Annotated in this window: 2 protein-coding genes; both read left to right on the plus strand. The window is 75.9% G+C overall.

All coding sequences use genetic code 11. From position 1 onward, the window contains the following. Positions 1–1,119: glycoside hydrolase family 6 protein (locus I59_RS23210; protein WP_222835025.1), on the plus strand; the 1,119-nt coding region annotated here is incomplete at its 5' end. A 19-nt stretch (positions 1,120–1,138) separates the two neighbouring features. After that, a complete protein-coding gene (locus I59_RS15110) occupies positions 1,139–2,245 on the plus strand; it encodes a glycosyltransferase (protein WP_022904588.1) in 1,107 nt (368 codons plus the stop codon). Positions 2,246–2,354: the final 109 nt, after the last annotated feature.

Raw genomic sequence — 2,354 nt, forward strand, 5'->3', positions numbered from 1 at the left:
CCTCAGCCGCTCCGTCGCCGCGTTCCGGCCGCCGGGGTGCCGTCGTACCTCGACGCGGGGAACTCCAACTGGCAGCCGGTCGCGACGATGGCCGACCGCCTGCGCCGCGCGGGCGTCGCCGAGGCCCGCGGGTTCTTCACGAACGTCGCGAACTACTACCCGACCGCACAGGAGCAGGCCTACGCCGAGAAGCTGTCCGCGGCGACCGGGGGAGCGCACTACGTGATCGACACCTCCAGGAACGGGCAGGGCTGGCGCGGGACCTGGTGCAACGGACCAGGCGCCGGCCTCGGGACCTCGCCGCGCGTGGTCTCCGACGGCACCGCCCTCGACGCACTGCTCTGGGTCAAGACGCCGGGGGCCAGCGACGGCACGTGCAACGGCGGACCGGCAGCGGGCACGTGGTTCTCGTCGTTCGCGCAGACCCTCGTGGCGAAGGCCCAGCTCGGCGCGGCGGCAGCGCAGCCGGCACGGGCCTACCGCGCCGACCCGTACGGATCGCTCGAGCGCGTGGCGACCGCCTCGGCGGGCGTCGCCGTCACCGGGTGGGCCTTCGACGGCGACGAGCCGGACACCGCGCTGTCGGTCGCCGTCACCGTCGACGGCCGCACCGCCGCGACCCTCACCGCGGACGCCACCCGGACGGACGTCGCGGCGCAGTGGGGTGTCGGACGGGAACACGGGTACGCCGGGGTGGTACCGACCACGCCGGGGAAGCACCGGGTCTGCGCCGTCGCACGGAACGTCGGAGCCGGCGCGGACACCACCGCCGACCCGTGCCGGACCGTCACCGTGCCCGCGGTCGCACCGACCGGGCGCCTCGACGCCGTGACGTCGCCGAGCCACCGACGCGTGGCCGTCCGCGGCTGGACGTTCGACCGCGACGACACCTCCCGCGCGCTCCGCGTGCGCGTCACCGCCGGCGGTCGCACCGTCGGCACGCTCGTCGCCGACGCACGCCGCACGGACGTCGACCGCGCGCACGGGGCCGGGCCCGCGCACGGACTCTCCGGCACGGTGACCGTGGCGTCGGGCAGTCGGTCGGTGTGCCTCACGGCCCTCGGCGTCGGCTCCGGAGGGGACCGCTCGCTGGGGTGCCGCACCGTCCGCGTGCGCTGAGGTACGGGAGGATGGTCCCATGCCGCGTGATCTCGTCCGCCGGGCCGCCCGCCGCCTCCGTCGCTCCCTGACCCGCACGGCACCCGCCACGGGGTCCGGCTCCGCGCCGCTCCCGGTCGTCGGGTACGTCGTCGCCGGCGCGCACGGCGCCCACCCCGCGTCCGCGCACGTCCGGGTGGTCCGCCGTACCGAGCACCTCGCCGCCGCGGGGACCGCGACCGTCCGGCAGGTCGACCCGGCGGGATTCGTCGACGGCACCGACGACACCACGTACGCGGTCGTGCTCGTGCAGCGGGACATCCTCCCGCGAGCGTCGGTCGGGCCGTTCCTCGACGCGGCGCACGCCCGCGGTGTCCGGGTCGTCGCAGAGGTCGACGACGACTTCTTCACGGCGTCCGGCCGGGAGCGACTGGCCCGCGCCGAGTACGACCCCGACCGACTCGCCTCCATCGACGCGCTGGTCCGGGGTGCCGACGTCGTGGTCGTGAGCACGACCGAGCTCGCCGAGGTCGTGCGACCGATCGCCCGCGAGGTCGTCGTCGTCCGGAACGCCCTCGACCCGACGCTGTGGGCACCAGGACCCGTCGTGGACACCGGCCCCCTCCCCGCCGACGAGCACCGTGTGCTGTACATGGGGACGCTCACGCACGCCGCCGACCTGGAACTCCTGCGGGACGTCTTCACCGACCTCGTCGCGTCGGACGGCCGTCCGGTACGGCTCGAGGTGATCGGTGTCGCCGAGGACGACGCGGACTGGTACCGCCGGGTCGAGGTACCGGACGGCCACTACCCGGCGTTCGCCCGCTGGCTCGTCGACCACCGGCAGCGGTGGCGTGCGGGCGTGGCGCCCCTGCGCGACGAGGAGTTCAACCGGGCGAAGAGCGACCTCAAGGCGCTCGAGTACGTCGCGCTCGGGCTGCCCGCGGTGGTGTCGGACAGGCCCTCCTACGCCGAGGCCGCCGCCCACGGTGTCGTCGCCGTGCCGGACGACCCGTCCGCCTGGCGAGCCGCGGTCGTCGCGGCCGTGGACCGCGGCACGGCCGACCCGGGCGCGGCGTCGTGGGTCGCCGGCGAGCGCACGATCGGCACCGACGGCGACGGGTGGCGGCGGGTGCTGCTCGGCTAGGCTCGACGCGTGACCGACACCGCAGCCCCCGTCCAGCCGCTCGTCTCGATCATCATGGGGTCGGACTCGGACTGGCCGACGATGCGCGCCGCCGCCGACCAGCTGTCCG

This window comes from Curtobacterium sp. B8 (genome assembly GCF_000333315.1).
In the GTDB taxonomy this organism is placed as follows: Bacteria; Actinomycetota; Actinomycetes; order Actinomycetales; family Microbacteriaceae; genus Curtobacterium; species Curtobacterium luteum.